The following is a 25,854-nucleotide window of genomic DNA, read 5'->3' as shown; positions in this document are numbered from 1 at the left end:
GGGACTCAGCTCAATATGGAGATGGTCCCGAGGTATTTCAAGGCGCGCGCCAGATTGTCGCAGTCCAGGCTGTCCAGCCAGTGCAGATCAGCCCAACTGCGCAACCAGGTAAACTGGCGTTTGGCCAATTGGCGAGTGGCGATGATACCGCGCTCGCGCATGTCGGCCGCCGTCAGCTTGCCATCCAGGTAATCCCAGACTTGTCTGTAGCCTACAGCACGTATAGACGGCAACCCAACATGCAGGTCACTTCTATTACGCAGGGCTACGACCTCGTCAACGAATCCCTGTTCCAACATTTGTGTGAATCTTTGTGCAATCCGGTCGTGCAATACCTGGCGATTCGCTGGAGCGATGGCCAGATTGGCGACAGTATAGGGTAATTGCGGGCGTCCCGAAGCGGCTGCGTTAGTACTTTGCGCAGATTGTCGCTGTCGGTGGGCCGTCATGCTCAAACCGCTGACCCGATAAACCTCCAGCGCGCGACTCAGACGTTGCGGGTCATTGGGGTGAATCCGCGCCGCCGACTCCGGATCGATGCCTGCCAATTGATCGTGCAGGGCCTGCCAACCCAGGCGTGCAGCTTCTTGCTCGATCTCGGCGCGCACCTGCGGATCGGCCGCGGGCATGTCCGCCAACCCTTCGAGCAAAGCCTTGTAGTAGAGCATTGTACCACCGACCAGCAGGGGGATTTTGCCCCGTGCGGTGATGTCGGCCATGGCCGCCAGGGCATCCTGGCGGAATTCGGCGGCCGAATAGCTCTGGGCCGGGTCGAGAATGTCGATCAGGCGATGCGGGAACTGCGCCAGCAGCTCCTTCGAAGGCTTGGCGGTGCCGATGTCCATGTCCCGGTAAACCAGGGCAGAATCGACACTGATCAGCTCGCAGGGGAGCACCTTGGTCAGTTCGATGGCCAGGTCGGTCTTGCCGGCCGCCGTAGGGCCCATGAGGAAGATCGCCGGCGGAAGGGGTTTTGAAGCTGTCATCAACGTCCGCGCAGGAAAAGTTTGTCCAGGTCATCGAGACCCAGTTGAGTCCAGGTCGGACGACCATGGTTGCATTGGCCGCTCCGCTCGGTATTTTCCATGTCCCGCAGCAGCGCGTTCATTTCCGCCAGTGCGAGCCGCCGGTTGGCCCGCACGGCGCCGTGACAGGCCATGGTCCCGAGCAGTTCGTTCAGGTGCGCCTGGATCCGGTCGCTGGTGCCGTATTCCATCAGGTCCGCCAGCACGTCCTGCACCAACCGGTTCGCCTCGGCCTGCTTGAGCAGGGCCGGGATCTGCCGGATGGCCAGGCTTTCCGGCCCCAGGCGCTGCAGCTCGAAGCCCAGGCGCTGGAACCAGCCCGCGTGCTCTTCGGCACAGTCGGCCTCGCGCTGGCTGAGCGCCAGGGACTCGGGCACCAGCAACGGCTGGCCACTCAGGCCTTCACTGGCCATGGCGATCTTCAGCCGCTCGTACATGATCCGCTCGTGGGCCGCGTGCATATCCACCAGCACCAGGCCCTGGGCATTCTCCGACAGGATGTAGATCCCCTTGAGCTGCGCCAGCGCGTAGCCCAGCGGCGGAACGTCGCCCTGGCCTTCCGGCAGGGCCGGCGCGGCAGCCTCGGGCAAGGGCGCGTAGAACTCGCGATAGACGCTTTGCGCTTCCGCAACGGGCGGCATCTGCGTCGACTGCGGGCGATATTGATACGGGTAGCCGGCCCCCGAACCCGCTCCGGCAGGGGCCGCGGAAGGCGAAAACGGCTGGGACTGTGGCTGCTCCAGCAGGTTGGCCGACAGGCGCATCTCGCCCTGGGGGCCGAATTCGCCGGCCTCAAGACCCGTAGGCCGGACGATGCCGGCGACCGCCGCCGGTGCCGCCAGTTGATCTTCCGGCCGCACATCGCCGAGGGCGCGGTGCAGGGTGCCATAGAGGAAGTCGTGAACCATGCGCCCATCACGGAAGCGCACCTCATGTTTGGTCGGGTGCACGTTGACGTCGACCGCCGCGGGGTCGACCTCGAGGAACAGCACGAAGGTCGGGTGCCGCCCATTGAACAGCACATCGCGATAGGCCTGGCGCACCGCGTGGGCCACCAGCTTGTCACGTACGGCCCGACCGTTGACATAGAAGTACTGCAGGTCAGCCTGGCTGCGGGAGAACGTCGGCAGGCCAACCCACCCCCAGAGATGCAGGCCGTTGCGCTCGACATCGATCGGCAGCGCCTGTTCGAGAAAGCCCGAACCGCAGACCGCCGCCACGCGCCGGGCGCGGGACGCATCGTCATTGGCCTCGTGCAGGGCCAGAATGCCCTTGCCGTTGTGGCGCAAGTGAAAGGCCACATCGAAGCGGGCCAGCGCCAGGCGCTTGATCACTTCCTGCAGGTGATCGAATTCGGTCTTCTCGGCCTTGAGAAACTTGCGGCGGGCCGGAGTATTGAAGAACAGGTCGCGCACTTCCACCGAGGTGCCGACCGGATGGGCCGCCGGCTGGACCCGGGCCTCCATCTCCCGCCCTTCGGTTTCGACCTGCCAGGCCTGATCGGCGTCACGGGTCCGCGAAGTCAGGGTCAGGCGGGCCACGGAACTGATGGACGCCAGGGCCTCGCCACGGAAGCCCAGGCTCATCACCTGTTCGAGGTCTTCCAGGTTGCGGATCTTGCTGGTCGCGTGACGCGCCAGGGCCAGCGGCAACTCATCGGCGGAAATGCCGCTGCCGTCATCACGTACCCGCAGCAGCTTGACCCCGGCCTGTTCGACATCCACGTCGATACGCCGGGCGCCGGAGTCGAGGCTGTTTTCCAGCAGTTCCTTGATTACCGAAGCCGGGCGCTCGACCACTTCACCCGCGGCAATCTGGTTGGCCAGGCGCGGGCTGAGCAGCTCGATACGGGCGCGTTCCTTCAAGGTCGACTCACTCATTGCTTGGCCGCCAGTTCGGTGCCGGGAATCGTCAGGGTCTGTCCGACCTTGAGCTCATCGCTGCTGAGGCTGTTGACGCTGCGCAGAGTCGCCACCGACACCTGATAGCGCACAGCGATCATTGCCAGCGTCTCGCCCGGCGCGACGCGATGATCACGCGGCCCCTGGGCGATCTTGCCGGAGTCACGCAACCAGGCGATGTAGGTGCCCGGCGGCGGATTCTGCTGGAAGAACTGACGGATACCGCTGCTGATGGACCGCGCCAGCGCCTGCTGGTGGCTGGTCGAAGCCAGCTTGGAGGCCTCGTTGGAGTTGGAGATGAAGCCGGTTTCCACCAGGATCGAGGGGATATCCGGCGACTTGAGCACCATGAAGCCCGCCTGCTCGACGCGCTGCTTGTGCAGCGGGGTGACCCGGCCGATGTTGTTCAGGACCTTCTGCCCGACGTTCAGGCTGGAGGTCATCGAGGCCGTCATCGACAGGTCGAGCAGCACTCCGGCGAGCATCTTGTCCTTGTCGTCGAGGCTGACATTGCCGGCACCGCCGATCAGGTCGGAACGGTTCTCGCTGTCGGCCAGCCAACGCGCGGTCTCGGAGGTCGCGCCACGATCGGACAGGGCGAACACCGAAGCACCGAACGCAGCCGCCGAAGGCGCGGCGTCGGCGTGGATCGAGACGAACAGGTCAGCGCCTTTCTTGCGGGCGATCTCGGTACGTCCGCGCAGCGGAATGAAGTAATCGCCGGTACGGGTCAGTTCGGCGCGGTAGCCCTTCTGGCCATTGACCTGGCGTTGCAGCTCACGGGCGATCGACAACACCACGTCCTTCTCGTGCTGGCCGCGGGAACCCGAGGCCCCCGGGTCTTCCCCGCCGTGCCCGGCGTCGATCACCACGATGATGTCGCGCTTGCCGGCCGGTGCCGGCGGCAGCTTGATCGCAGGCTCCGCCGGCGTCACCGGAACGGCCGGCAGGGTCGCCACGCTCGGCGCCGGGTTGGAGCTCGGCGTCGGTGTCGGCGCCGCATCGGCCGGGTTGTCGAACAGGTCGACCACCAGGCGGTTGCCGTACTGCGCATTCGGCGCCAGGGTGAAGCTCTTGGGGGTGACCGGTTTCTTCAGGTCGACCACCACCCGCAGGTCGGTCGGGGTACGCTGGGCCGCTCGCACGCTGGTGATCGGCGTATTGGCCGTCGGCACGTTCAGCGGGCTGGCCAGGGTCGCACCATTGATGTCGATCACCAGGCGATCGGGCGCCGTCAGCGTGAAAACGCTGTGCTGGACCGCGCCAGACAGGTCGAATACCAGTCGCGTGTTATCCGGGGCTCGCCACAGTCGAACACTCTTGACCTGTGTCGCCGCCACGGCGTCGACGGTCAGTGCCGCAAGCAACAATCCTGCGACTGCAAGCAACGCGCGAATGCGCATACCAAACCCCATCCTCTATTTGAACTCCAATGCCAAGGCGGCACACCAGGCATCGCCTCGCGATCCCCGGGACAACAGATGCAGCGAACGCCCGCCGCCATGCGGGCTAATGGTAATGGTCAGGTCGGGCTTTGGCAAAAAGCCTGCACCCTTGTCGGGCCACTCGATCAGGCACAGGGCATCGCCTTCGAAATAGTCGCGAATCCCCAGGAACTCGAGCTCTTCCGGATCCACCAGGCGATACAGGTCAAAATGGTAGGCACGAACTTCAGCAAATTCGTACGGTTCGACAAGAGTAAACGTCGGGCTCTTGACCGCACCGGCATGCCCCAGACCGCGAATGATGCCTCGCGACAGCGTGGTCTTGCCGGCGCCCAGATCGCCTTCAAGGAAGATCACCCCGACACCGGCGGTGACTTCGGCAATCTTTCGGCCAAATGCCACCATGCTCTCTTCATCAGGCAATTGAAGGGTTAATTCAGACACGGCGATTGTTCCTCCAACAACTGACGAATAGCTGGAATCAGATCACTGGCCGCCAGCCCACGGCCCTTTTCACCTTGCAACTCGCCGGCGCGGGCATGCAGCCAGACCGCCAGGCAGGCGGCCTCGAAGCCTGCCATGGCCTGGGCACGCAGCGCACCGATCAGGCCGGCGAGCACGTCTCCCAACCCGGCCGTGGCCATTGCCGGATGCCCGCGCTCGCAGAGCGACACCCTTCCATCAGGCGCGGCGACCAGGCTGCCGGCCCCCTTGAGTACGCAGACCGCCTGATATTTCATCGCCAACGCCCGCGCCGCGCCAGGCCGATCGGCCTGCACCTGGGCGGTCGTCAGCCCGAGCAACCGTGCCGCCTCCCCAGGATGCGGAGTGATCACACTGTCGGCAGGCAGGCGTGCCTCGCCATTGGCCAGCAGGTTCAGCGCATCGGCATCCCAGACCTGGGCCACCGCGGTATTCGCTGCGACCGACAACAGGCTGCGGCTCCAGGCGAACCGCCCCAGGCCCGGGCCGACCACCAGCACGCTGGCCTGGCGAAGAACGTCCATCAACTGATTGGCCGACTCGATGCCCAGCACCATCACCTCGGGCAGGCGCGCCAGCGAGGCGGCCACATGCTCCGCACGTGTGGCCAGGGAGACCAGCCCGGCACCGCTGCGCAGGGCCGTCTCGGCACTGAGCAGGATCGCGCCGCCAAAACGCCGGTCCCCGCCGATCAGCAGCACGTGCCCGAACTGGCCCTTGTGGGCGTCCGGTTGACGCGCGGGAAGTCTCGGCAAGGTCGCCGGTGTCAGCGACTGAATATCGGGAAAAGGCGGTTTGGTCTGCGGCATGCGTCGTTCGGCTCTGATGTCTGGCAGAATTATACGCACCAAAGCCTAGGTTTCTCCTGTCTCATGCCTGTAAATAGCGTCGACCTCCCCGCCCTCGCCCAATCCATCAAACAATGGGCTCGCGAACTGGGTTTCCAGCAGGTGGGCATCGCAGGCCTGGAACTGGGCGAACACGAGCAGCATCTGCAACGCTGGCTCGATGCCGGCTATCACGGCGACATGGACTACATGGGTGCCCACGGCAGCAAACGCTCGCACCCGGACGAACTGGTGCCGGGCACGCTGCGGGTGGTCTCGCTGCGCATGGACTACCTGCCGGGCGACACCCGGATGGTCCAGCGCCTGGCCGAACCGGAAAAGGCCTACGTCTCGCGCTATGCCCTGGGACGCGATTACCACAAGCTGATCCGCAAACGCCTGCAACAGTTGGCCGAACGCATCCAGCAGGTGATCGGCCCCTTCGGCTACCGCGCCTTCGTCGACAGCGCCCCGGTGCTGGAAAAGGCCATCGCCGAGCAGGCCGGGCTGGGCTGGATCGGCAAGAACACCCTGGTGCTCAATCGCAAGGCCGGCAGCTACTTCTTTCTCGGCGAGCTGTTCGTCGACCTGCCGCTACCGGTGGACGAGCCCCATGCCACGGAACATTGCGGGCGCTGTTCGGCCTGCCTGGACATCTGCCCCACGGCAGCGTTCGTCGGACCTTACGTGCTGGACGCCCGGCGCTGCATTTCCTACCTGACCATCGAGCTGAAGACCGCCATTCCGGAGGACCTGCGCCCGCTGATCGGCAACCGGGTGTTCGGTTGCGACGACTGCCAGGTCGTCTGCCCATGGAATCGCTTCGCCCGCCCTACCGTCGAGAGCGACTTCCAACCCCGGCACAACCTGGATAACGCCGGATTGGCGGAGCTGTTTCGCTGGGACGAGGAGACCTTCCTGAAAAACACCGAGGGTTCGCCACTGCGTCGCGCCGGCTACGAACGCTGGCTGCGCAACCTCGCCGTCGGCCTGGGCAATGCGCCGTCGACCATCGCCGTGCTGGAAGCCCTCAACAGCCGACGTGACTACCCTTCCGAGCTGGTCCGGGAACACGTGCAGTGGGCCCTGCGCCAGCACGCCGAACGGGCTGATCAGGCGGCGTCGTTGTAGATGAACTTGGGCATTTCCCAGTGAAAGCGGATCGCCAGAAGACGCAGCAGGAAACCGCCGAACAGCGTGATCAGAATCGCCTGCTCGCTGGGTAGCTGCCAGTAGGTGCAGCCCAGGAAGCACCAGGCTGCGGCGAAGGAGACGCTGGCATAGAGTTCACGACGGAACACCAGCGGGATGTCGTTGCAGAAGATATCCCGCAAGACACCGCCGAACACGCCGGTAATCACCCCGCTGACCGAGGCCACCATCATGCCCTGCCCCATCTCCAGGGCTGTCATGCAGCCGATCAGGGTGAAGGCCACCAGCCCCAGGGCATCGAGCACCAGGAACAGCGAACGCAGATGGCGCATCAGCGGCGCGATGAACACCGTCACCAGCGCCGCGACCGAAGTCAGCACCAGGTACTCCGGATGCTTGACCCACGTCAGCGGATAATGCCCCAGCAACACATCGCGCACCGAACCGCCGCCGAGGGCGGTGACGCAGGCGATCAGCACCACGCCGAACCAGTCCATGCCGCGCCGTCCGGCCGACAGCGCGCCCGTCATGGCTTCAGCGGTAATGGCGACGAGGTAGAGCATCAGCAGCATGATGGCGGTCCGGGCAGGAGAAGGCGCGCAGTCTACTCATTTGAGCAGCGCACCAAAAGAGCGCAACCACTGGAGTGCATGCGCCCATGGGGAACACAGCCTGCCATCCAGGCTACGGCAACCGGTCAGAACTTGATGAAGTGCTTGCGGTAGTGCTGCAGCTCGGCGATCGATTCGCGGATGTCGTCCAGCGCCAGGTGGGTACTGCCCTTCTGGAAGCTGTCACGCACTTGCGGCGCCCAACGCGCCGCCAGCTCCTTCAAGGTGGAGACATCCAGGTTGCGGTAGTGGAAATAGCTTTCCAGGGACTTCATGTGACGGGCCAGGAAGCGGCGGTCCTGGCAGATGCTGTTGCCACAGATCGGCGACTTGCCCTTGGGCACCCACTGCTCCAGGAAGGCGATGGTCTGCGCCTCGGCCTCGGCCATGCTGATGCGGCTCTCGCGCACGCGCTGGGTCAGGCCCGAACCGCCATGCTGGCGAGTGTTCCACTCATCCATGCCGGCCAGGATCTCGTCGCTCTGGTGAATGGCGATCACCGGGCCTTCGGCCAGGGTATTGAGATCGCTGTCGGTAACGATGGTGGCCATTTCGATGATGACATCGGTGTCCGGGTTGAGACCGGTCATCTCCAGGTCGATCCAGATCAGGTTCTGTGGATTTTGCATAGCTTGACTCCTCGGCATAGCCGCACAGTTTAGCGCAGGCTGCGCTTGCCGGGCGTGCTAAACTCGCGACCGCTTGACCCTCCCCGACGATTCGACCACACGGAACACCCATGGCCAAACGCCAGCTCAACCGCCGCCAGAACTGGCGCATCGAAAAGATCCAGGGCGAACGCGCCGCACGCGCCGCCAAACGCGAGTCACAGGCCGTGGAAGCCCTGGAGGGCGGTGACCTGGGCCCTGAACAGACGGGCCTGGTGATTGCGCACTTCGGCGTGCAGGTCGAAGTCGAGGCCCTGGAAGGAGAGTTCAAGGGCCAGGTGTTCCGCTGCCACCTGCGGGCCAACCTGCCAGCCCTGGTGACCGGCGACCAGGTGGTCTGGCGCCCGGGCAACCAGGGCATCGGCGTGATCGTCGCGCAACTGCCACGCACCACCGAGCTCAAGCGCCCGGACAGCCGCGGCCAGCTCAAGCCGGTGGCCGCCAACGTCGACATGATCGTGATCGTCTTCGCGCCGTTGCCCGAACCCCACGCCAACCTGATCGACCGCTATCTGGTGGCCGCCGAGCACGCCGGCATCCGCCCGCTGCTGCTGCTGAACAAGTTCGACCTGATCGACGAGCACAACGCCCCGGCCCTGAATGCGCTGCTGGCGGTCTACCGGCAACTGGGTTATCCGCTGCTGGAAGTGTCGGCCCACCACGGCAACGGCATGGAGCAGTTGCAACGGCAACTGGACGGGCGCATCAGCGTGTTCGTCGGCCAGTCCGGGGTCGGCAAGTCCTCGCTGGTCAACAGCCTGCTGCCCGAGGTGGAAACCCGCGTCGGCCCGCTGTCCGAGCTGTCCGGCCAGGGCACCCACACCACTACCACGGCGCGCCTGTTCCACTTCCCCGGCGGCGGCGAACTGATCGACTCCCCGGGTATTCGCGAATTCGGCCTGGGCCACGTCAGCCGCGCCGATGTCGAGGCCGGCTTCATCGAGTTCAACGATCTGCTCGGTACCTGCCGCTTCCGCGACTGCAAGCACGATCGCGAGCCCGGCTGCGCCCTGCTCAAGGCCCTGGAAGACGGGCGTATCCAGCAGCAGCGGATGAACAGCTACCGCTCGATCATCGCCAGCCTGCCGCAAGACAGCTATTGAAATGACAGAAACGACAAGGCCGCGATCATCGCGGCCTTGTCGTCTGGCTCAGGAGCCGGTTCTGGGCTTGCCCGTCTCGTCCATCTTCAATACACCATCCTCGAAGATGTTCAAGCGTTGCCGCACCTCGTGGGCGGGCAGCGGCTGCTTGTCCGCCGGCAGCGCATTCGGGTCGGCCGGGGCCGTCGAGGCGCCAGGCGCGCCGGGAACCGGTGCCGCGCCATCCGGCTTGGCCTCGTCCGCGCCCTGCTCGCCCTCAATGGCTTTCTGGGCCTTCCTGGTCAGCACCACGATGTCGATGCGGCGGTTGACCGGGTTGAACGGATCGGCCTTGTCGAACAGCGCCGACGAGGCATAACCCACCACCCGCGCCACTTGCGAGTCCGGATAACGGCCAGCCACCAGTGCACGGCGCGCGGCGTTGGCGCGGTTGGCCGACAGCTCCCAGTTGCCGAAGTCGCCAGTGCCGGCGTACGGCTTGGCATCGGTATGGCCGCTGATGCTGATCTTGTTCGGCACCGCCTTGATGGTGTCGGCCATCGCCAGCAGGATGTCCTCGAAGTAAGGCTTCAGGCGCGCACTGCCGGAGTCGAACATCGGCCGGTTTTCCGCGTCCATGATCTGGATGCGCAAGCCGTCCGGGGTGATTTCGAACAGAATCTGGTCCTTGAACTTCTGCAACTGCGGGCTTTCGTCGACCTTGTTCTGCAACTCCTGCAGCAGCAGCTCCAGGCGCTCCTTCTCGACCTGTTCGGCCATGCCCTCCACCTGCTCGGTGTCGACCGTGACCTTGTCCGGTTGCGGCTGGGACTTCACTTCCGGGTTGAGTGTCTTGTCCGGCGCCAGCGTCGGGGAACCGCCCAGGTCGATGATGTAGGGCGTACCGCTCTCGGAAAAACCGATCGGGTCCTTGAAGTAGCCGGCGATGGCGATCTTCTGCTCCGGGGTCGCGGTGGACAGCAGCCACAACACCAGGAAGAAGGCCATCATCGCCGTCGCGAAGTCGGCAAAGGCGATTTTCCAGGCACCGCCATGGTGCCCGCCGCCAAAGCGCTTGACGCGCTTGATGATGATCGGCTGATTGTTCTCCATGACTCAGCGACCGCGAACCGCTTGTTCCAGCTCGGCGAAGCTCGGCCGATGCTTCGGATAGAGCACCTTGCGCCCGAATTCCACTGCCAGCGAAGGCGGCATGCCGGAGGCCGAGGCCACCAGGGAGGCCTTGATCGCCTCGTAGACGTTCAGTTCTTCCTTGGCATCGTGGGCCAGGGATTGCGCCAGCGGACCGAAGAAGCCATAGGCGGCGAGAATACCGAAGAAGGTCCCCACCAGTGCCGCACCCACGTGCAGACCGATGGACTTCTGGTCGCCATCGCCCAGGGAGGCCATGGTCACCACGATGCCCAGTACCGCCGCGACGATACCGAAGCCGGGCATGCCGTCGGCCACGCCGGTAACGGCATGGGATGGATGCTCGAGTTCTTCCTTCATGCTCAGCAGTTCCATGTCGAACAGGCCTTCCAGCTCATGGGGAGCCATGTTGCCCGAGGACATGATGCGCAGGTAGTCGCAGATGAACGCGGTCATGCGCTCATCCTTCAGAACGGCGGGGTACTTGGCGAAGATCGGGCTGGCCGCGGCATCCTCGATGTCACCCTCGATCGCCATCATGCCTTCACGACGGCTCTTGTTGAGGATCTCGTAGATCAGGCCGAGCACTTCCATATAGAAGGTGTGGCTGAAGCGCGAGCCGAACATGCTCAGGGATTTCTTGACCACGTGCATGGTCATGTAGCCGGGGTTGGACTGCAGGAAAGCACCCAGCGCCGCACCACCGATGATCAAGACCTCGAAGGGCTGGATCAGCGCCGCAATCTTGCCGTGGGAGAGCACGTACCCGCCGAGCACGCTCGCGAATACGACAATGATGCCGATGATTTTAGCCATAGAATGAGAGTACTTGTTGAGTCGGGTTCAAGGTCATATTCGGAAGTTAGTAAATCTCTTCTTCTACTTATCGGCGAAACTGCGCCAGACTATAGCCAGTTCAGGCGAAAAGCCAGAAAACCGGCAGTGCATGGCCTCGGCGGCAGGACCAGCGCAGCGCCGTCAGGCCCGTTCCGGGCGCATTTATGGTGATGATCGCGCTTAATCATGACGAATCAAACGGCTGTGTCCAGTGCAAGACCGAACACCCTGCAAGGCTGGACCAGGCTGTTGCAGGGCGTTCGCCTGCCCGTCCCGCAGGACAGCCACGACCGCGTCTGCCGGGCCATCCGCGACAGCCGCAGCTCGCTGCGCGACATCGCCGAGCTGATGCAGGATAGCCCGGCCCTGGCGCTGAGCGTGATCTGCGAAGCCAACCATCACACCCACGGCAGCATGACCGAGCCGGCCGAAAACCTCGAGATCGCGATCAATCGCCTCGGTCTGAAACGTACCGAGGAGTTGCTTGAGCGCCTGCCCGCACGACTGCCCGAAGACATTCCGATCGCCCTGCGCCAGTTGCAACTGATCAGCCAGCATGCCAGCCAGCAGGCCAACGGCCTGTTTGCCGCCCGCCTGGCCCGGCTCTGGCAGGATATCCACTGGGGCAGCCTGCTGTTCCTGGCCCCCCTGTGGCCACTGGCACTGACCCACCCCAGGCTGCTCGAAACCTGGGAACTGCGGGTGCTGCACAAGCACGAGCCCGCCGCCAGGGTCGAACGGGAGCTGTTCGGCGTGCGCCTGCTGGAGCTATGCCAGGCCATGGCCGAGTTCTGGCGCCTGCCAGTGTGGGTGACCCAGGGTTATCAAACGCTGCTCAACGAACGCAAGACCCTCGCCCAGGCACTGCATATCGCCCGCGACAATGAGAGCCCCCTGCACCAGCAACAGCAACTGGATGCCGACCCCGAACTGCGCCGCTGGCTGAACCAGCCCGCCAACACCGTATTGCTGGCCAACGGCCTGGCCGTGGCGGCACAACAGGCCTGGGACAGCCCGCACTGCCTGCGCTGGCAGTACCTGTCGAGCCTGTACCTGCAGCAGCCGATGAACGAGTTGCAGCAACAGATCCACCAGCAAGCGGCCCAGAGCGCCAACCAGCATTCGATGCAGGACCTGTGGCACCCGGCCGAGGCTCTGATCTGGCCGTGGCATGTGCGCCGCGTGCATGCCGACCTGTTGCCGGCCGCTGCCCCTGACGCCGCGGCGATGGGGCTCTGGCGCAGGCACTGCGCACAACTGCTGGCCGAACCCAGCCGTTTCACCAACGCCATGCACCTGACCACCGTGGCCCGCGACGCCCTGGCGGCCTGCGGCCTGCGCCGGGTGATGATCCTGATGACCGACCGCAGCCGCAGCGCACTGCGGGTGCACCAGACCGCCGGCCTTCCCGCCGAGGCGAGCAATCTGATCCTGCAGGTGGCCCAGAGCACGCTGCTGCAACGACTGATGAACCAGCCCGCGCAGATTCGCCTGTCGCCAGAAAACGCTCGCCAGTTCCAGGCACTGCTGCCCAACAGCCTGCGGGCGCAATTCCTTCCCGGCGAACACCTGCTGTTGCGCTCGCTGAGCAACAACGGTCGGGTGGTGATGGTGATCCTGGCCGACCAGGCGGGCGTGCCGTTTTCGGAGATCACCGTGCAAGCCTTCGGCAAAACCATGCAATGCATCGAAAAGGCGCTGCACGCCTTTACCAACCGCAGCGCCTGAAGCTTGCGCTACAATCCTCCCCTTTGCGTCCAGGAGAACCCACATGCCTGACTTCTCTGGCTTGCCGCTGGTGATCGAGCCCAGCGACCTGCTGCCGCGCCTCGACACCCCCGGGCTGATCCTGGTGGACCTGACCAGCAGCGCCCGCTACGGCGCGGGGCATATCCCCGGCGCACGTTTCGTCGACCCCAAGCGTACCCAGTTGGGCCAGCCACCGGCTCCGGGGCTGATGCCACCGCAAGAGGCGCTCGAAGCCCTGTTCGGCGAACTGGGCCACAACCCGGACGCGGTCTACGTGGTCTACGACGATGAAGGCGGCGGCTGGGCCGGCCGTTTCATCTGGCTGCTGGATGTCATCGGCCACACCCGCTACCACTACCTCGACGGCGGCCTGCTGGCGTGGCTGGACGAAGGCCTGCCGGTGTCCGAGGACATCCCGGCGGTTGCCGGCGGCCCGGTTGCCCTGACCCTGCACGACGAACCGACCGCCACCCGCGATTACCTGCAGTCGCGCCTGGGCGCGCCCGACCTGGCGATCTGGGACGCCCGCGGCCCATTGGAGTATTCCGGCGAGAAGGTGCTGGCCGCCAAGGGCGGACACATTCCAGGCGCAGTCAACTTCGAATGGACCGCCGGCATGGACAAGGCGCGCAGCCTGCGCATCCGCAAGGATATGCCGGCAATCCTCGACAGCCTGGGCATCACTCCCGACAAGGAAGTGATCACCCATTGCCAGACCCACCACCGCTCCGGCTTCACCTATCTGGTGGCCAAGGCGCTCGGTTATCCGCGCGTCAAGGGTTATGCCGGCTCCTGGGGCGAATGGGGCAACCACCCCGACACCCCTGTAGAGATTTGAGATTCCCAAGGATCCTTGATGAAAAAGAGTTTGTTCATCCTCAGCCAGTACCTGCTGCCTCACCACCTGCTGTCGCGCCTGGCCGGCTGCATCGCCGAATGCCGGGTGCGCTGGTTCAAGAACGCCTTCACCGCCTGGTTCGCCAAGCGCTACCAAGTGGACATGTCCCAGGCGCTGGTTGAAGACCTGACCGCCTACGAGCATTTCAACGCCTTCTTCACCCGCGCCCTGAAAGACGGCGCGCGGCCGCTCGACCCGACCCCGGGGGCGATCCTCTGCCCGGCCGACGGCGCCGTCAGCCAGCTCGGCCCGATCGAACACGGCCGGATCTTCCAGGCCAAGGGCCACAGCTTCAGCGCCCTCGAGTTGCTGGGCGGCGATGCCGCACTGGCCGCGCCGTTCATGGGCGGCGAGTTCGCCACGATCTACCTGTCGCCCAAGGACTATCATCGGGTCCACATGCCGCTGGCCGGCACCCTGCGCGAAATGGTCTACGTGCCAGGCCGTCTGTTCTCGGTCAACCAGACCACCGCCGAGAACGTACCGGAACTGTTCGCCCGCAACGAGCGCGTCGTCTGCCTGTTCGACACCGAGCGCGGGCCGATGGCCGTGGTGCTGGTCGGCGCGATGATCGTCGCCTCGGTGGAAACCGTCTGGGCCGGCCTGGTCACGCCCCCCAAGCGCGAACTCAAGACGTTCCGCTACGATGAAGCGGCCCGTGCGCCGATCCATCTGGAAAAGGGCGCCGAACTCGGGCGCTTCAAGCTGGGTTCGACCGCCATCGTTCTGTTCGGTCCGGACCAGGTGAAATGGGCCGAAGGCCTGGCAGCCGGTTCGACGGTGGCCATGGGCCAGGGCCTGGGCTTGCCCAAGGACGCCTGATAGGCTGGTGACCTCGCGGTCCGACGCCGCTCGAACCCGCGAGGTCATACCACGGACAATCGGTCGCAATCTGAGCCGACCACCAACGATGCACCTGTACCGTATTGCTGTTAGAGTCGTGGCATTATATTGCCACCAATTTTTTGTCACCTTGCCGATGGACGATGCACGTTTTCCTTGCTGGAGCTGGCCCGTTAGATGAGCAATCCAAGCCCCCATCTGTTGTTGCGCGCGCCAACACCCACGCAGTCGAGCCTGTCATTCTGCGATGGCACACCGCGTGATCTGAGACGCTGGATCGCCGAACTGCCAAAAGCCAACCTCGGTGAGACCGCGCGCCTGCTGTATCAGGGGCTGGCCGAACTCAACCAGTTGCTCACCCCCAGCGAAAACCGCCTGCAGTTGCTCGAACTGATACGCCCCGAGGTGTATTACGTCTGCAAGCACCTGGAGCGGCATTTCCTCAACCAGTCCGTCGTACTCGATGAGCGTCCACGCAAGGTCGCCAACCTCTGCCAGGCTTTGCAGAATCACCTGGCCATCGGCTACAAGCAGATCGCGATGCGTGTCGCGTCCAGGTTCAGCAAGGAACGCGCCGGGCTGCTGACCATGGCCTTGCAGCGTGCCCTGCACTGCCTCAATGGCCCGCTGGTCCGGGCCAGCCAGTTGTACTGCCCGGTGCCGGAAGGCCTGTGGCTCGAAGTGCACCAGTTGTACCAGGTCGCCATTGCCCATCAACTGCAGCACAACCCGGTCCGTGACGAACTGGCCAGCCAGACCCCGTCACTGACCATCGAGCAGACCTACATTGTCGCGCTGCTGCTGGGTTGTTCACGCTGCAACCAGATGCGCCAGAACAATATCGCCCGGCTGGCGGAAGTCCTCGAACCCTGGAGCACGCTGGTCAAGCTGCAGGATGCCGGCCTGGCATCGAGCCTGTTCGCCGTTGCCCCACAGGCCGATGCACCGCCACGCTACACCTCGCTGTTCGCCGCCGAGCAACAGCCCGGTCTGATGGGCATCAACACCCTGAGTCTGGTCGAGGCCATGAAGGAATACCTCGACCTGCCCGTCGAGCAGCGCAGCCACTCGCGCCTGCTGGTGCCCAGTGGCCTGAGCCTGGACACCCTGCAGCACCTCTGCGCGGCCTGGGGCGAATCAGCCGAACGGAGTTTCCAGCGCACACCGGGACAGGGCTCCCTCACCCTGTGCATCGGCATGAGTGCCCTGCATTTCTACCTGGGCGGGCAACGTTCCTTCAGCGAGCTTCTCAAGAGCCCGAACGCCAGTCGCGCCGCGCATTTCACCGCGCAACTGGCCAACAGCAGCCAGAAGGACAGCTGGACCCTGGCTTTCGATGCCGAACGCCAGAGCAGCGCCGACACATTGCTGCCCTACGAGGAAATCCAGTATCACCCGACGGAAGCCGAAATCAGCCAGGCGGCGGCCAACAGCGCCGAGGATTTCCCGACCTTCAGCCTGCAGATCATCAACCACAGCCCTGGCGGTTACTGCCTGGCCTGGCCGCGGGAAGTCCCCAGCCAACTGCAGGCGGGCGAACTGGTGGGCATTCAGGATGCGACGTCCCAGGGCTGGAGCGTCGCGGTGGTACGCTGGATTCGCCAGGTGCGCAGCGGCGGTACGCAGATGGGCATCGAACTGATCGCCCCCCATGCCCAGCCATGCGGCCTGCAACTGGTGCGCAACAGCGAGGAAAACAGCCAGTACCTGCGCGCCCTGCTGCTGCCGGAAATCAGCGCCATCGGCGTGCCCGCCACCTTGCTGGCACCGCGCCTGCCGTTCCAGGAAGGTCACAAGGTGATGATCAACACCCATGGCGAGGAGCGTCGCGCCGGGCTGAATAACCGAAAGGCCAGTACCGGCAGTTTCAACCAGTTCGAATATCGACTGTTCGAACAGCCGGCAACGGTCAGGAACGAGACCTCGGGAGCCGGCGTAGCGGGCCCAGAGGAAGATTTCGGCTCACTGTGGAAAACGCTCTAGAAGAGCACCGCCTGCAGCAGCGGCGGTTCGGCGATCCGACGTTCCCGCGAAGGCGCCCTCACGGGCGCTGAAAGCTTCGCGGGCAAGCCCTGCGCCTGCAAGCCCGCTATCAGGTGCCTGGGCACATGAACCCGCCCGGGCAAGGACGGGCCATCAGTTGCGGCCGTGACGGTCCTGCATGCCCAGCAGATACAGCACCCCATCCAGGCCAAGGGTCGAAATGGCCTGCCTGGCCGATTGCTTGACCAGCGGCTTGGCCCGGAACGCCACGCCCAGGCCGGCGATCGCCAGCATCGGCAGGTCGTTGGCACCATCCCCCACCGCAATGGTCTGCTCCAGGCTCAGGCCTTCCTTGCCAGCCAGTTCACGCAGCAGGTCGGCCTTGCGCTGGGCATCGACGATCGGCTCGATCGCGACACCGGTGCACTGGCCGTCGACCACTTCCAGCTCGTTGGCGAAGACGTAGTCGATCCCCAGCCTGGCCTGCAACTGCCGGGCGAAGTAGGTGAAACCGCCGGACAGGATCGCGGTCTTGTAGCCCAGGCGCTTGAGTTCGGCAAACAGGACTTCGGCGCCTTCGGTCAGACGCAGCGAGGCGCCGATCGAGTCCAGCACGCTGACATCCAACCCCTTGAGCAGCGCCAGGCGCTCCTTGAAACTGGCGCGGAAATCCAGCTCGCCGGCCATCGCCCGCTCGGTGATCGCCGAGACCTGCTCGCCCACGCCGGCGGCCTTGGCCAGTTCGTCGATGACTTCGGCCTCGATCAGCGTGGAGTCCATGTCGAATACCGCCAGGCGCCGGTTGCGACGGAACAGCGAATCCTCCTGGAAGGCCACGTCGATGTTCAGCTCCTGGGCCAGGCCCAGGAATTCGGCGCGCAAGGCCTGCGGGTCGGCCGCCGCACCCTGTACCGAGAACTCGATACAGGCCTTGCTCAATGCAGTCGCAACGTCCAGCGGCAGACGCGCCGACAGGCGGTCGATACGTTCGATGTTCAGGCCGTGGCGCGCAGTGATCGCACTGACCCGCTGCACCTGCTCGGCAGTGACCTTGCGGCTCAGCAGGGTGACGATATGCCGATCCTGGCCCTCGCTGGCGACCCAGCGCCGGTAGTCGTCTTCCGAGACCGCCGTGAAGCGCACCTGCTGCTCCAGGCCATCGGCCGTGGACCGCACCTGCTGCAGCACCGGCGACTGCTCGCCGCCGGGTACCTCGACCAGGATGCCGAACGACAGGGTGTCGTGGATAACCGCCTGACCGATGTCGAGAATGTTCACACCACCTTGCGCCAGCACGCCGGTAATGGCTGCGGTGAGACCCGGACGGTCGCCACCGGTGATGTTAATCAGGACGATTTCGCGCAAAGCGCACCCCCGTTCGTTAAAAAAGTCGCATTCTACCCACTTTCAGTGACCATCGGCACCGCCAGCGCTTTGCCGGTCTAGGGCCTCTCGCTATACTGCGCGTCAACTTCACGGACAAAAGAGCCGCGCTCAGTGAACCGGCCCACGCCAGTCAAAACCGATAACTTCTTCCTGCTGATCTTCCGGGCATTGCGTCACCGCCGGGTACCGATTGCACTGCGTATTGCCAGCCACAACGTGATTCTCGTCGCGCTGGCGCTGGTGATCTACGCCTGCGTGATGGGGCTGCAGTTCAAGGAAGCCATGCACCAGCAGGCCGACGCCCTTGGCCAGAGCCTGACCACCCAGACCGCCACCTCGGCGACCGAGCTGCTGGTGTCCAACGACATCCTCAGCCTCAACGTGCTGCTCAACAACCTGACGAAGAACCCGCTGGTGGCCCATGCGGCGATCTACAGCGTCGACAACCGGATCCTCGCCGAAGCCGGCCAGCGCCCGAAAAGCGGCCTGCTGGGCGAGACCGAAGGCGTCTACCAGACCAAGATCACCTTCCAGGACGTGACTGCCGGCAACCTGCGGATCAGCCTGGACATGGCCCAGTTCCAGCAGCCGATGACCATCAGCCTGCAAAGCATGGGCATCCTCAGCGCCATCCTGCTGGCCCTGGCCCTGGCCCTGAGCCTGCGTCTGGGTCGGCATATCTCGACGCCGCTGCTGCAATTGCGGGTCTGGTTGCGGGACATGGACGAACACACCCCGGCCACCCGGCGTCAGGATGAGATCGGCGACCTCGCCCGCCAGTTGCATTCGCGCTTTGCCCCGGTGAAACCGGAGCCCGAGCCGGAGCCGGAAATCGACTACGACGACTACGAGGAAGAAGCGCCGGCCGGGCAGAGTTTCCAGGTGCGCAACCTGCGTGATCCGAGCTTCGACAGCGGCGCAGCCGCGCCCGCCAGACCGACGGCCCGCCCTGCGCCACGCAACAGCGTGGACGACGAACTGGACGACGAGGAAGACCCGTTCGCCGATCTGCGCGAGGGCCCGCAGGGCACCGCCGCGGCGAAACCGGTGGTTCCCGCACAGCCCCAGCACAGCGCGGTGCTTGCCGTGCAACTGGGTGCCCAGGACCAATTGCGCCGTCTGCCAAAGGCTCGCCTGACCGAACTGCTGGAGCGCTATCGCGACTGTCTGGACCAGGCCGCCTCGCTGTACCAGAGCGAACTGCACACCCTCAACGATGGCAGCACGCTGATGCTGTTCCACACCGAGGACAGCGGCGACGACTACCTGACCAACGCCATCTGCTGCGGCGAACTGCTCAGGGCCCTGGGCCACCAGTTGCAGATCGAAGTCGCCGACAGCGGCATCACCCTGCAACTGCAGTTGGGTCTGACCCTTGGCGAAGAACTGTTCGGCGTCAGCCAGATCGACCTGCTGCTGACCGAAACCGCCCAGGACGCCCTGGCGCTGTCGCAACACAGCCGCAACCTGCTGCTGGTGGAGCGGCAGATCAGCGACGATCCGCTGATTCGCCAGCGTGCCCGTATCCGCCCGATCGCCAGCCCCGAAGGTGCCTGCTGCGTCGAGCGACTGATGGAGCCCTATCCATCGATGCTGGAACGCCAGCTGGCCCGGATGCACGAGAGCAGCGGCAAGTAATCGCCACCCACAAAAAAGCCCGCAACGAGTGCGGGCTTTTTGTTATCCGGCGTGGCCTCAGAAACGGAACACTTCCATATCCGTGCGGATCGGCGTGGCCATCGGGATCTTCGGCTTCTGCGGTTCGGCCTGCTTGGTCGGGGCCGGTGCGGCTGGCGGCTTGCTCCTCACTTCGGCAACCGGCGGCTGGTTGGCCAGTGGCTTGAGGGCCACGCTCAACTGCTCGGCCAGACGCTGCAGCAACTCCCCCTGGGCCTGGACCTGTGCCGCCGAGGAACCGGCATGCTGCTGCTCCAGGTGCACGATACGGTTGTCCCGCACCTGGCCACGCCGATCCAGCAGGCGCCATTGGGCATCGAGGATCGCCGGCTGCTTGGTGCCGGAGTCCAGGCGGGTGATCGACAGCAGCACCTGCACATCCGGTGTCGCGCCAGCCGTCGCCGGCGACAGCACGACCCGCTGGCTGTCCAGCCGCCAGGCCAGTTGCCGGACCAGCAACTGGTTGATGTCCGAAGACAGGCTACCCGCCCAGCGGCCGTCGGTTGCCGCCGTCAGGCTGCCGTCGGGCTGACGTTGCAGCAGGGTTTCGCGTTGCAGGTAGTCGGCCAGGGTGACAGGGCCCAGTACCACGAACATGCCCGCGCTTTGTTGAGGTTGGCCCGGCGTGCCACTGTCCAGCTGATATAAGGAAACCGGCTTGTTAACGCTGCAGCCGGCCAAACCGAGCACGCCGGTGAGCAGCAACATTAAAGGAAGGCGCAGAACAGTCATCATCCCATCCAGGTGGCCACCGTGAGGCACGCCACAGTCTGATCCAGAAAATTCGTCCGGGCGCTCCGCCATGCGGCCGCCCAAGAGGCGCATATCATCCGTGAATATGCGCCGTTACTCCAGTGTTGCGGCGTCTATCCTGCGCTAAAAAAACAGGACAGACGCACTGGACCGGACTAATTGCCAGTCTCTACCAACAACGCATCGACGCGCTGGAAGCCACGCGGCAACTTGTTGCCCCGACGACCGCGCTCGCCCTTGTAATGCTCCAGGTCATCAGCCTTGAGCGACAAGGTGCGTTTGCCGGCCTGCAGCACCAGCGTCGCGCCTTCCGGCAGCACCGCCAGGTCACTGACGTACTCCTCGCGGCTGGCCACCCGCTCACCGGGAACGCCGATGATCTTGTTGCCCTTGCCCTTGCCCAGTTGCGGCAGGTCGCTGATCTTGAAGATCAGCAGGCGGCCTTCGGTGGTCACCGCCGCCAGCCAGTTCTGCTCGCGATCGGTCACCGGCCGCGGAGCCATCACCTTCGAACCGTTGGGCAGGCTCAACAGCGTCTTGCCCGCCTTGTTCTTGGCCTGCAGGTCCTCACCCTTGACCACGAAACCGTAGCCCGCGTCAGACGCAATGACATACAGCGCTTCGTCCTCCGGCAGCAGCACGCACTCGAAGCTCGCGCCCGGCGGTGGCGTCAGACGACCGGTCAGCGGTTCGCCCTGACCACGCGCCGATGGCAGCGTGTGAGCCGCCACCGAGTAGCTGCGGCCGGTGGAGTCGATGAACACCGCAAACTGGTTGGAACGTCCGGCCGCCGCAGTCTTGAAGCCATCGCCAGCCTTATAGGACAAGCCGGTGGCGTCAATATCATGACCTTTTGCACAGCGAACCCAACCTTTTTCCGACAGAACGACCGTTACCGGCTCAGTGGGCATCAGTTCGTTTTCCGACAAAGCCTTGGCTTCGGCACGCGCAACGATCGGCGAACGGCGGTCATCGCCGTAGGTCTGCGCATCGGCAAGCAGCTCGCTGCGCACCAGTTTCTTCAGCTTGGCTTCGCTGGCCAGCAGCGCCAGCAGCTTGGCCTGCTCCTTGAGCAGTTCGTCCTGCTCGCCGCGCAACTTCATCTCTTCCAGGCGCGCCAGCTGACGCAGACGGGTGTCGAGAATGTAGTCGGCCTGGATATCGTCGAGGGTGAACCGCTCGATCAGCTTGGCGCGGGGATGCTCCTCGGTACGGATGATGTGGATCACTTCATCCAGGTTGAGGTAGGCGATCAACAAGCCGTCCAACAGGTGCAGGCGCTTCTCGACCTTGTCCAGACGGAACTTCAGGCGACGACGAACGGTGTTGATCCGGAACTCCAGCCACTCCACCAGCAGCGAACGCAGGTTCTTCAACTGCGGCTTGCCGTCCAGGCCGATGATATTGACGTTGACCCGGTAGCTGGACTCCAGGTCGGTGGTGGCGAACAGATGCTGCATCAGCTCTTCGGGATCGACCCGATTGGAGCGCGGGATGATCACGATACGGCACGGATGCTCGTGATCGGACTCATCACGCAGGTCGGCGACCATCGGCAGCTTCTTGGCCTGCATCTGCGCGGCGATCTGCTCCAGCACCTTGGCCCCGGAGACCTGGTGCGGCAAGGCATGCACCACGATGTCGCCATCCTCGACGCGGTAGACCGCCCGCATGCGCACCGAGCCACGTCCGGTTTCGTAGATTTTCAGCAGATCGGCCTGGGGCGTGATGATTTCCGCTTCGGTCGGATAGTCAGGCCCGGGGACGAACTTGCACAGATCCTCCACCGTGGCCTTGGGCTCATCGAGCAGGTGCACGCAGGCATTGGCGACTTCCCGCAGGTTGTGCGGCGGTACGTCGGTGGCCATGCCCACGGCGATACCGGTGGTGCCATTGAGCAGGATGTTCGGCAAACGTGCCGGCAATACAGCAGGCTCTTCCAGGGTGCCATCGAAGTTCGGCACCCAGTCCGCGGTGCCCTGGCCCAATTCGCTGAGCAGCACTTCGGAGTAGCGCGACAGCCGCGACTCGGTGTAGCGCATGGCGGCGAAGGACTTCGGATCATCCGGCGCCCCCCAGTTGCCCTGGCCGTCCACCAGCGTGTAACGGTAGCTGAACGGCTGCGCCATCAGCACCATCGCTTCATAGCAGGCCGAGTCGCCGTGGGGGTGGAACTTGCCGAGCACGTCACCGACGGTCCTGGCGGACTTCTTGTGCTTGGCATCGGCGTCCAGCCCCAGCTCACTCATGGCGTAGACGATCCGCCGTTGCACCGGCTTGAGGCCGTCGCCGATATGCGGCAGTGCACGGTCCATGATCACGTACATGGAGTAGTTGAGGTAGGCCTGTTCGGTGAAGTCAGCCAATGACCGGCGTTCCACGCCATCCAGGCTGAGATCAAGGGATTCGCTCATGCGGGCCTCATCAGTTCGTAGTCTGGCGCAGCAGCAAGGTGCCACCACGCTGGGTGAATTCAAGTTGTTTCAAAGCGCTCATGGCCGGCTCCAGCCGCCTGCCGGCGCGGCAAAGCGCCAGACGATCGGCCGGGCCTCGCCATCGGCGCGGGCCCCGTCGTTGTTGTCCAGGCCGATCCAGGCCCCGTCGGCGTCGACCACCAGGGCTTCGGCCAGACCGTAGTTCTGTGGATAACGCCGTGGCTCGGTCAGCGCCTCGGCGGCAAACGACCAGCAACGCTCGACCTCGCCAGTTTGCGCATCACGGCGACAGATCCGATAGGCGTTGCGCTCCAGGGTAAACAGCTTGCCCTTGAACAGCGACAGGTCGGCGAAGTCGCGGGTCACCGCCCTGGCGTTCGGGAACTGCGCTGGCTGCATCTGGTTGCCATCTTCGCTCATCAGCACGCAGGAGCCCTTGCAGTCCCATTGTGTCGATTGCCGCTCGAGCAGCAACAGGCCACGCCGCTCGCGTTCGGCCGCCAGCCACAGGCGATCGCCCCGCGGGCTGACAGCCAGGCCTTCGAACAGGGCATTGAAGTGCAGCAACATCCCATTGTCCCGTGCCTCGCTGACGAGCTTCGGGGCAATCGCCAGCCACTGCGGTGCCCCACTCGGCGGCACCTTCAGCACCGCCGCATGAGCCTCGCTGACGATATAGCGGTTACCCGCGTCGTCGCAGCTCAGCCCTTCGAAATCCAGCTCGCCACCGCGAATGAACGACGCCGCCCAGGTCTTCAGCCGCAGCCCCCAGGGCAGACCGCTGTCGGGTACCGACGGTACCTCCAGGTGCGTGCCCTCGGCCTTCCAGACCCGGCTCGAGGTGTCCAGCCGATACAGCAGGTCATCGTCGCGATCCGAAATCGTCCACAATTCCCTGCCACACAGCGCCAACCCGGAGAGGTTGCCACCACGCATGCCCTCGACCGGATGCTCGGACAACAGCTTGAGCTCCGGTACCGAGTCGGCGAGCGCCGGCCATGCGACCAGCAGCAACAGCGCCGCGAGGGCTCTGCGCATCAGACCAGCACCTCCGCCAGGTCGCCCTTGGACTCCAGCCAGGTCTTGCGATCGCCGGCGCGTTTTTTCGCCAGCAGCATGTCCATGATTTCCGCGGTCGCGGCGAAATCGTCCAGGGTCAGTTGCACCAGGCGCCGGGTGTTGGGGTCCATGGTGGTTTCGCGCAGTTGCGGCGGGTTCATTTCACCCAGCCCCTTGAATCGGGTGACCTGCGGCTTGCCACGTTTCTTCTCGGCCACCAGGCGGTCGAGAATGCCGTCGCGCTCGGCTTCATCCAGCGCGTAGAAGATCTCCTTGCCGAGGTCGATCCGGTACAGCGGCGGCATCGCCACGTAGACGTGACCGGCATCCACCAGCGGGCGGAAATGCTGGACGAACAGCGCGCACAGCAGCGTGGCGATGTGCAGGCCGTCGGAGTCGGCGTCGGCAAGGATGCAGATCTTGCCGTAGCGCAGTTGGCTCATGTCCTCGGCGCCCGGATCGACGCCGATGGCCACGGCGATGTTGTGCACTTCCTGGCTGGCGAGCACTTCACCGCCGTCGACTTCCCAAGTGTTGAGGATCTTCCCGCGCAGCGGCAGGATCGCCTGGAACTCCTTGTCCCGCGCCTGCTTGGCCGAACCGCCGGCGGAATCACCCTCGACCAGGAACAGTTCGGAACGCAGCGGGTCCTGCCCGACGCAATCGGCCAGCTTGCCCGGCAGCGCCGGTCCCTGGGTGATGCGCTTGCGCTCGACCTTCTTGCTCGCCTTCAGGCGGCGCCCGGCGTTGCTGATAGCCAGTTCGGCCAGTTGCATGCCCAGCTCGGGGTTGGCGTTGAGCCACAGGCTGAAGGCATCCTTGACCACTCCGGAAACGAACGCGGCGGCCTCGCGGGACGACAGGCGTTCCTTGGTCTGCCCGGAGAACTGCGGTTCCTGCATCTTCATCGAAAGCACGAAGGCAATCCGCTCCCAGACGTCTTCCGGCGCCAGCTTGACGCCACGCGGCAGCAGGCTGCGGAACTCGCAGAACTCGCGCATGGCATCGAGCAGGCCCTGGCGCAGGCCGTTGACATGGGTACCGCCCTGGGCGGTCGGAATCAGGTTGACGTAGCTTTCCTGGAGGCTGTCGCCGCCTTCGGGCAACCACAGCAGGGCCCAGTCGACCGCCTCCTTGTTACCGGCCAGGCTGCCGCAGAACGGCTCGTCCGGCAGGCGTTCGAAACCGCTGACCGAATCCACCAGGTAGGAGCGCAGGCCGTCCTCGTAATGCCATTCGACCTTCTCGCCGGTGCCCTTGTCCTCGAAGCTGACCAGCAGCCCCGGGCACAGCACCGCCTTGGCCTTGAGCACATGCTTGAGGCGGCTGACGGAGAACTTCGGCGAGTCGAAGTACTTGGGGTCCGGCGAGAAATACACGCTGGTGCCGGTATTGCGCTTGCCGACACTGCCGACCACTTCCAGCTCGCTGGCCTTGAAGCCATCGGCGAAGGTCATCTGGTATTCGTTGCCGTCGCGCTTGACCTTGACCCGGACCTGGGTCGACAGCGCGTTGACCACGGAGATCCCCACGCCGTGCAGGCCGCCGGAGAACTGGTAGTTCTTGTTGGAGAACTTGCCGCCGGCATGCAGCTTGGTGAGGATCAGTTCGACACCGGATACGCCCTCTTCCGGGTGGATGTCCACCGGCATGCCGCGACCGTCGTCGCAGACCTCCAGGGAGTGGTCGGCATGCAGGATGACCTGCACCGACTTGGCATGCCCGGCCAGGGCCTCGTCGACACTGTTGTCGATGACTTCCTGGGCGAGGTGGTTCGGCCGACTGGTGTCGGTGTACATGCCCGGACGTTTACGCACCGGGTCGAGGCCCGAGAGGACTTCGATGGCGTCTGCGTTATAGGAGCTAGCGCTGGGAGTGGCCATGGGGT

21 protein-coding genes and 1 pseudogene are annotated in these 25,854 nt (G+C 64.6%); 7 read left to right on the top strand and 15 right to left on the bottom strand.

Annotated elements, in window-relative coordinates:
- Positions 1-5: 5 nt before the first annotated feature.
- The 5 genes from miaA to PF66_RS05985 are packed head-to-tail and all read right to left on the bottom strand — an operon-like array spanning position 6 to position 5,663.
- Positions 6-986 carry a tRNA (adenosine(37)-N6)-dimethylallyltransferase MiaA gene (gene miaA / locus PF66_RS06005; protein WP_054062140.1) on the bottom strand — a complete coding sequence of 327 codons (981 nt, stop codon included), beginning with the start codon at positions 984-986 and terminating at the stop codon, positions 6-8.
- On the bottom strand, positions 986-2,890 hold the full coding sequence (gene mutL, locus PF66_RS06000) for a DNA mismatch repair endonuclease MutL (protein ID WP_162491333.1): 1,905 nt from the start codon (positions 2,888-2,890) through the stop codon (positions 986-988). The genes miaA and mutL overlap by 1 nt, the downstream gene beginning before the upstream one ends.
- Before the next feature lie 11 nt (positions 2,891-2,901).
- Positions 2,902-4,341, bottom strand: a complete 1,440-nt coding sequence (locus tag PF66_RS05995) for an N-acetylmuramoyl-L-alanine amidase (protein ID WP_206542421.1) — start codon at positions 4,339-4,341, stop codon at positions 2,902-2,904.
- A 3-nt stretch (positions 4,342-4,344) separates the two neighbouring features.
- Entirely contained in the window at positions 4,345-4,815 is a 471-nt protein-coding gene (gene tsaE / locus PF66_RS05990; protein WP_054059419.1) for a tRNA (adenosine(37)-N6)-threonylcarbamoyltransferase complex ATPase subunit type 1 TsaE, read from the bottom strand.
- Positions 4,803-5,663: an NAD(P)H-hydrate dehydratase gene (locus PF66_RS05985; protein ID WP_054062137.1), complete on the bottom strand. Its 861-nt coding sequence runs from the start codon at positions 5,661-5,663 to the stop codon at positions 4,803-4,805. The genes tsaE and PF66_RS05985 overlap by 13 nt, the downstream gene beginning before the upstream one ends.
- A 63-nt stretch (positions 5,664-5,726) precedes the next feature.
- Between PF66_RS05985 and queG the strand changes: the two genes are divergently transcribed.
- Positions 5,727-6,812, top strand: coding sequence for a tRNA epoxyqueuosine(34) reductase QueG (gene queG / locus PF66_RS05980; RefSeq protein WP_054062136.1), 1,086 nt, complete (start codon positions 5,727-5,729; stop codon positions 6,810-6,812).
- Here queG and PF66_RS05975 read toward each other — a convergent pair.
- Both PF66_RS05975 and orn read right to left on the bottom strand, forming a co-directional pair.
- Positions 6,794-7,408: a trimeric intracellular cation channel family protein gene (locus tag PF66_RS05975; RefSeq protein WP_192842745.1), complete on the bottom strand. Its 615-nt coding sequence runs from the start codon at positions 7,406-7,408 to the stop codon at positions 6,794-6,796. The genes queG and PF66_RS05975 overlap by 19 nt on opposite strands.
- 122 nt (positions 7,409-7,530) lie before the next feature.
- Positions 7,531-8,073: an oligoribonuclease gene (gene orn / locus PF66_RS05970; protein WP_054059415.1), complete on the bottom strand. Its 543-nt coding sequence runs from the start codon at positions 8,071-8,073 to the stop codon at positions 7,531-7,533.
- A 110-nt stretch (positions 8,074-8,183) separates the two neighbouring features.
- Here orn and rsgA point away from each other — a divergent pair, with 110 nt between their 5' ends.
- Positions 8,184-9,215: a small ribosomal subunit biogenesis GTPase RsgA gene (gene rsgA / locus PF66_RS05965; protein ID WP_054059414.1), complete on the top strand. Its 1,032-nt coding sequence runs from the start codon at positions 8,184-8,186 to the stop codon at positions 9,213-9,215.
- Positions 9,216-9,263: 48 nt separating this feature from the next.
- Here rsgA and motB read toward each other — a convergent pair whose 3' ends face one another.
- Both motB and motA read right to left on the bottom strand, forming a co-directional pair.
- Positions 9,264-10,307 (bottom strand): flagellar motor protein MotB, encoded by a 1,044-nt coding sequence (motB, locus tag PF66_RS05960; RefSeq protein WP_054062135.1) that lies wholly within the window; start codon positions 10,305-10,307, stop codon positions 9,264-9,266.
- A gap of 3 nt (positions 10,308-10,310) precedes the next feature.
- A complete protein-coding gene (motA, locus tag PF66_RS05955) occupies positions 10,311-11,162 on the bottom strand; it encodes a flagellar motor stator protein MotA (RefSeq protein WP_054059412.1) in 852 nt (283 codons plus the stop codon).
- Positions 11,163-11,369: 207 nt separating this feature from the next.
- On the opposite strand from motA, the gene PF66_RS05950 reads away from it, so the two are divergent.
- The 4 genes from PF66_RS05950 to PF66_RS05935 all read left to right on the top strand — a co-directional run bounded on the left by PF66_RS05950 (position 11,370) and on the right by PF66_RS05935 (position 16,656).
- The gene (locus PF66_RS05950) at positions 11,370-12,911 is read left to right on the top strand and encodes an HDOD domain-containing protein (protein ID WP_054062134.1); all 1,542 of its coding nucleotides are present in this window, start codon (positions 11,370-11,372) and stop codon (positions 12,909-12,911) included.
- 43 nt (positions 12,912-12,954) lie between these two features.
- Positions 12,955-13,770: a rhodanese-like domain-containing protein gene (locus PF66_RS05945; RefSeq protein ID WP_054059410.1), complete on the top strand. Its 816-nt coding sequence runs from the start codon at positions 12,955-12,957 to the stop codon at positions 13,768-13,770.
- A gap of 18 nt (positions 13,771-13,788) precedes the next feature.
- Positions 13,789-14,652 carry an archaetidylserine decarboxylase gene (gene asd / locus PF66_RS05940; protein ID WP_054059409.1) on the top strand — a complete coding sequence of 288 codons (864 nt, stop codon included), beginning with the start codon at positions 13,789-13,791 and terminating at the stop codon, positions 14,650-14,652.
- 198 nt (positions 14,653-14,850) lie between these two features.
- Positions 14,851-16,656 (top strand): hypothetical protein, encoded by a 1,806-nt coding sequence (locus PF66_RS05935; protein WP_054062133.1) that lies wholly within the window; start codon positions 14,851-14,853, stop codon positions 16,654-16,656.
- 153 nt (positions 16,657-16,809) lie between these two features.
- Here PF66_RS05935 and serB read toward each other — a convergent pair whose 3' ends face one another.
- A complete protein-coding gene (gene serB / locus PF66_RS05930; protein ID WP_054062132.1) occupies positions 16,810-18,021 on the bottom strand; it encodes a phosphoserine phosphatase SerB in 1,212 nt (403 codons plus the stop codon).
- A gap of 132 nt (positions 18,022-18,153) precedes the next feature.
- Between serB and PF66_RS05925 the strand changes: the two genes are divergently transcribed.
- A complete protein-coding gene (locus tag PF66_RS05925) occupies positions 18,154-19,680 on the top strand; it encodes an AhpA/YtjB family protein (RefSeq protein WP_054062131.1) in 1,527 nt (508 codons plus the stop codon).
- Positions 19,681-19,737: 57 nt separating this feature from the next.
- Here PF66_RS05925 and PF66_RS05920 read toward each other — a convergent pair whose 3' ends face one another.
- From PF66_RS05920 to parE, 5 genes and pseudogenes are all read right to left on the bottom strand, one after another.
- Positions 19,738-20,451 (bottom strand): PqiC family protein, encoded by a 714-nt coding sequence (locus PF66_RS05920; RefSeq protein ID WP_193394189.1) that lies wholly within the window; start codon positions 20,449-20,451, stop codon positions 19,738-19,740.
- Between the two features lie 176 nt (positions 20,452-20,627).
- Positions 20,628-22,886 (bottom strand): DNA topoisomerase IV subunit A, encoded by a 2,259-nt coding sequence (gene parC, locus PF66_RS05915; RefSeq protein WP_054059404.1) that lies wholly within the window; start codon positions 22,884-22,886, stop codon positions 20,628-20,630.
- A gap of 10 nt (positions 22,887-22,896) precedes the next feature.
- Positions 22,897-22,971 (bottom strand): annotated as a pseudogene (locus tag PF66_RS33800) (TIGR02281 family clan AA aspartic protease); the annotation flags it as partial.
- Positions 22,965-23,945: an esterase-like activity of phytase family protein gene (locus tag PF66_RS05910; protein ID WP_054062129.1), complete on the bottom strand. Its 981-nt coding sequence runs from the start codon at positions 23,943-23,945 to the stop codon at positions 22,965-22,967. The gene PF66_RS05910 and the pseudogene PF66_RS33800, both read right to left, overlap by 7 nt.
- On the bottom strand, positions 23,945-25,849 hold the full coding sequence (parE, locus tag PF66_RS05905; RefSeq protein WP_054059403.1) for a DNA topoisomerase IV subunit B: 1,905 nt from the start codon (positions 25,847-25,849) through the stop codon (positions 23,945-23,947). The genes PF66_RS05910 and parE overlap by 1 nt, the downstream gene beginning before the upstream one ends.
- Positions 25,850-25,854 lie beyond the last annotated feature (5 nt).

Source organism: Pseudomonas asplenii (genome assembly GCF_001293465.1).
In the GTDB taxonomy this organism is placed as follows: domain Bacteria; phylum Pseudomonadota; class Gammaproteobacteria; order Pseudomonadales; family Pseudomonadaceae; genus Aquipseudomonas; species Aquipseudomonas fuscovaginae_B.
Note: the sequence above shows the minus strand (reverse complement) of the source record. Positions and strands in the feature narration are given on the sequence as shown.

Bases quoted from the DNA above. Each gene is read 5' to 3' on its own strand.
- PF66_RS05950 (WP_054062134.1), top strand. From the start codon at position 11,370: ATGACGAATCAAACGGCTGTGTCCAGTGCAAGACCGAACACCCTGCAA.
- miaA (WP_054062140.1), bottom strand. From the start codon at position 986: ATGACAGCTTCAAAACCCCTTCCGCCGGCGATCTTCCTCATGGGCCCT.
- PF66_RS05935 (WP_054062133.1), top strand. From the start codon at position 14,851: ATGAGCAATCCAAGCCCCCATCTGTTGTTGCGCGCGCCAACACCCACG.
- PF66_RS05985 (WP_054062137.1), bottom strand. From the start codon at position 5,663: ATGCCGCAGACCAAACCGCCTTTTCCCGATATTCAGTCGCTGACACCG.
- PF66_RS05945 (WP_054059410.1), top strand. From the start codon at position 12,955: ATGCCTGACTTCTCTGGCTTGCCGCTGGTGATCGAGCCCAGCGACCTG.
- motB (WP_054062135.1), bottom strand. From the start codon at position 10,307: ATGGAGAACAATCAGCCGATCATCATCAAGCGCGTCAAGCGCTTTGGC.
- PF66_RS05920 (WP_193394189.1), bottom strand. From the start codon at position 20,451: ATGACTGTTCTGCGCCTTCCTTTAATGTTGCTGCTCACCGGCGTGCTC.
- PF66_RS05995 (WP_206542421.1), bottom strand. From the start codon at position 4,341: ATGGGGTTTGGTATGCGCATTCGCGCGTTGCTTGCAGTCGCAGGATTG.
- PF66_RS05910 (WP_054062129.1), bottom strand. From the start codon at position 23,945: ATGCGCAGAGCCCTCGCGGCGCTGTTGCTGCTGGTCGCATGGCCGGCG.
- motA (WP_054059412.1), bottom strand. From the start codon at position 11,162: ATGGCTAAAATCATCGGCATCATTGTCGTATTCGCGAGCGTGCTCGGC.
- orn (WP_054059415.1), bottom strand. From the start codon at position 8,073: ATGCAAAATCCACAGAACCTGATCTGGATCGACCTGGAGATGACCGGT.
- parE (WP_054059403.1), bottom strand. From the start codon at position 25,849: ATGGCCACTCCCAGCGCTAGCTCCTATAACGCAGACGCCATCGAAGTC.
- queG (WP_054062136.1), top strand. From the start codon at position 5,727: ATGCCTGTAAATAGCGTCGACCTCCCCGCCCTCGCCCAATCCATCAAA.
- parC (WP_054059404.1), bottom strand. From the start codon at position 22,886: ATGAGCGAATCCCTTGATCTCAGCCTGGATGGCGTGGAACGCCGGTCA.
- asd (WP_054059409.1), top strand. From the start codon at position 13,789: ATGAAAAAGAGTTTGTTCATCCTCAGCCAGTACCTGCTGCCTCACCAC.
- rsgA (WP_054059414.1), top strand. From the start codon at position 8,184: ATGGCCAAACGCCAGCTCAACCGCCGCCAGAACTGGCGCATCGAAAAG.